The organism is Sphaerimonospora thailandensis, from assembly GCF_016863115.1.
Lineage (GTDB): Bacteria > Actinomycetota > Actinomycetes > Streptosporangiales > Streptosporangiaceae > Sphaerimonospora > Sphaerimonospora cavernae.
Window position 1 is genome coordinate 1 of record NZ_BOOG01000108.1, and the last position, 3,304, is coordinate 3,304.

3 protein-coding genes and 1 tRNA gene are annotated in these 3,304 nt (G+C 68.9%); 1 reads left to right on the plus strand and 3 read right to left on the minus strand.

Annotation, left to right across the window (positions count from 1 at the left end; all coding sequences use genetic code 11):
- The 3 genes from Mth01_RS29035 to Mth01_RS29045 form a co-directional block, all read right to left on the minus strand.
- Positions 1 to 656 (minus strand): chaplin family protein (locus Mth01_RS29035; protein WP_204019159.1); only part of this gene is annotated, 656 nt, incomplete at its 3' end.
- Positions 657 to 913: 257 nt separating this feature from the next.
- Positions 914 to 1,495 carry a hypothetical protein gene (locus Mth01_RS29040; protein ID WP_204019160.1) on the minus strand — a complete coding sequence of 194 codons (582 nt, stop codon included), beginning with the start codon at positions 1,493 to 1,495 and terminating at the stop codon, positions 914 to 916.
- A 190-nt stretch (positions 1,496 to 1,685) separates the two neighbouring features.
- Positions 1,686 to 2,984: a M20/M25/M40 family metallo-hydrolase gene (locus Mth01_RS29045; protein WP_204019161.1), complete on the minus strand. Its 1,299-nt coding sequence runs from the start codon at positions 2,982 to 2,984 to the stop codon at positions 1,686 to 1,688.
- A gap of 217 nt (positions 2,985 to 3,201) precedes the next feature.
- Here Mth01_RS29045 and Mth01_RS29050 point away from each other — a divergent pair.
- Positions 3,202 to 3,287: transfer RNA gene (locus Mth01_RS29050), tRNA-Leu, on the plus strand.
- Positions 3,288 to 3,304 lie beyond the last annotated feature (17 nt).

Genomic DNA, 3,304 nt, shown 5'->3' on the forward strand with positions numbered 1-3,304 from the left:
TGGTTGCCGCCCAGGATGGAGGAGCGGCCCGAGGTGCGGTTGTCCCCGGCGCGCACGGCGCCGCCGTGCCTGCCGTGCCCACCGACGGTCGCCCCGCCCCGGCAACCCGCCGTGGCGTCGCCGAAGATCGCGACGGAGTTGCCGCACAGGTTGATGGGGGCGGTGATCGGAGCCACCACCTGGTTGCCGCCGAGGATGCTGTGCCGCCCGGAGGTCCGGTTGCCGCCGGCGTCGACCGCGGCGCCCCGCCGGGAGCCCTTGACCGCCGCGCCGCCCTTGCAGCCCGCCTCGGACTCGCCGAACAGCGAGATCGCGTTGCCGCAGACGTTGATCGGGGCGGTGATCGGAGCGACCACCTGGTTGCCGCCGAGGATGCTGTGCCGCCCGGAGGTCCGGTTGCCGCCGGCGTCGACCGCGGCACCCCGCGGGGAACCCAGGACGGACGCGCCGCCCTGGGACGAGGCGTTCGACTCCCCGGCCACGGCCACGGCGTTCCCGCTGATGTCGATCGGCAGGGTTATCGGGATGTTGATCTGGTTGCCGCCGCCGATCGAGCCCGTGCCGTCGGTGTCGGCGTAAGCCGTACCGCTGCCAAGAGCCAGGACGCCGACGGCGAGAAACGCCGCGGAAGTTGAGCCCTTCGCCCACGTTCGCATGATGGATGCTCCTAGTGGTTCTTATTTAGGGGGTTACCTGACAGCTCGCGACAGATGTCCACGCCGAAGACACAGCGGGGCAGTGGACGGTCACGAGATTGGAGAGTCCGCGTCACCCGCGGAGACCGCCGTACGAGATGCGTGACGGGTGTTTGAGATGCCCACGCCCGGATTACCTGGATCCGTACGGCATGCCCGACACGCGCGGCAGGCTCCGGCCCCGGTCCCAAGACGAGGGACCGGCGACAATGGCGGGATCAGTCAGGAGAGAAGGAAGGATCGTCCGCCGCTGTGCGGACCACTGGGGGAACGACTGCCGCCACCGGGGCGGGCAGCTTCGTGAAGCGCGGCTCGAACGTGCTCCGCGCGATGTCCCCGAACACCATCGACTCACCGCTCGTCTGCGGAACCAGACCGTGGTCACCCACGTGGTCCTCCGCGGAGGACGATGGGAGCAGGGGCTTCGACTGACTGGTGAGCCCGTCGACTGTCCGTCCTGCCATCGCCTCGGCGTTGGCCGAGGCGTTCTTCGTCGCCGTGGGGAATCCGCCGACCCTCCCTGACCTCTCCTTGGCCTTCCCGCCGGAGCTCGATGCGAGCGAGCTGCCCGATATGGGCGAACTGCTCGATGTGAGCGAGTTGGCGGAACCGGCCGTGGAGAGAGCGTCGGGGAGCATCGACCCGGCGACACCTTGTGCGGAGGGCTGCGCTGGCATTCCGACCACGGACATGGCCGGGCCAAACACGCCGTATATAACGCCGAGCAGCCATCCGGCGGTGATCAGTCCACCGATGACCAGAAGACGACCCAGCGGGAAGCCGGCCGCGAACCGCGCCATCCGACCTCCCCGGGCGGGCCCGGAAGACACCACGGACACGCCCGGGCAGGCGGCGGACGGCTGTGCCCTCCGCTGCTCTTCCGGCATGTACGTCACGTGGCCTCCCGAGTCCGCTGGGACCGCCTGGTGCGGAGCCAGCCCTCTACGAAGAGTCACTGTAGCGGTACGCCACGTGATCGCAACAGCTTTCTCAGCAGTAACCGAGGAAATGGTCAAGCACGCGGACCCCAAATCGGAGCGAATCCACCGGAACTCGCTCGTCAACGCCATGGAACATCCCAGAAAAGTCCAAGCCCGGGGGGAGCCGGAGGGGCGCGAAGCCGTACCCGCGCATGCCCAGACGGCTGAACGCCTTGAGGTCCGTGCCGCCGCTCAGTGTGTACGGCACCGCCTTCGCCCCGGGGTCCTCCGCGTGCAACGCGTCGGCCATCGCCTTGACCAGCGGCCCCTTGAACGCGGTTTCGACCGCCACGTCGTGGTTGACGAACTCCCTTGTCACGTTCGGCCCGAGCAACTCGTCGACCGTCTGGAAGAACTCGTCCTCGTAGCCGGGCAGGAACCGGCCGTCCACCTCCGCCACGGCGGCCTGCGGAATGACGTTCGTCTTGTATCCCGCCCGCAGCATGGTCGGGTTGACCGTGTTGCGCAGTGTGGCGCCGATCATCCGCGCCAGCGGGCCGAGCGCGGCGACGGCGGCCTCGGCGTCCTCCGCCTTGACCTCGACCTCGAAGACCTCCTCGAAGAACGCCTGCACGGTCGGGGTGAGCCGTACCGGCCACTTGTGGCGGCCCAGGCGGCCCACCGCCTCGGCGAGCTCGGTCACCGCGTTGTCGTCGTTGAGCATCGAGCCGTGCCCGGCCCGCCCCTTCGCGGTCAGCCGCATCCAGGCGATGCCCTTCTCCGCGGCCTCGATCAGGTAAAGGCGGCCCTTCCCCTCGACGGTCACGCTGAAGCCGCCGACCTCACCGATCGCCTCGGTGCAGCCGTCGAAGACCTCCGGATGCTTGTCGACGAGCCAGTGCGCGCCGTAAAGACCGCCGGCCTCCTCGTCCGCGGTGAACGCCAGGACCACGTCCCTCGGCGGGCGGCGCCCGGCGTTGAGGCGCTGCCGTACGACCGCGAGGATCATCGCGTCCATGTTCTTCATGTCCACCGCGCCGCGGCCCCATACGCAGCCGTCGGCGATCTCGCCGCTCAGCGGGTGATGCCGCCAATCGGCCGCGTCGAACGGCACGACGTCCAGGTGACCGTGCAGCAGCAGAGCGTCCCGGTTCGGGTCGGTCCCCTCGATGCGGGCGATCACACTGGCTCGCTTGGTGTCGGACTCGAGGATCCGCGGTTCCAGGCCGACGTCGGCGAGTTTGGCCGCCACGTACTCGGCCGCGGCGCGCTCGCCGGGGCCCGCGTTGTCCCCCGCGTTCGTCGAGTCGATGCGGATCAGGTCGCGGCACAGTTCCACGACCTCGTCCTCCCCGTTCAGCAGGGTCATTTCGCCTCCTCACATGCTGCCGATCCACAACATCGTGGTCACCGGTCCCTCGGCGGGTTCCCGTACGGCTCGCGCCTCCATCCTGCCTGTTTCGGGGCGTAAGGGGTCAACCCTGGGCCATGGTCCGTACGGCACCGCGTCGGCGGTATGACGCAATGCTGAGAGAGTGCTAACCTGTAGCAGCCGACGCGAGATGAACGTCCCGCGTGTGGCACACGTCCGGGTGGCGGAATAGGCAGACGCGCTAGCTTGAGGTGCTAGTGCCCAGTGATGGGCATGGGGGTTCAAGTCCCCCCTCGGACACGCACTCTGGTACATGT

Excerpts from the sequence above, each read along its gene's own strand:
- Mth01_RS29040 (WP_204019160.1), bottom strand. The coding sequence starts at position 1,495 with ATGGCGCGGTTCGCGGCCGGCTTCCCGCTGGGTCGTCTTCTGGTCATC.
- Mth01_RS29045 (WP_204019161.1), bottom strand. The coding sequence starts at position 2,984 with ATGACCCTGCTGAACGGGGAGGACGAGGTCGTGGAACTGTGCCGCGAC.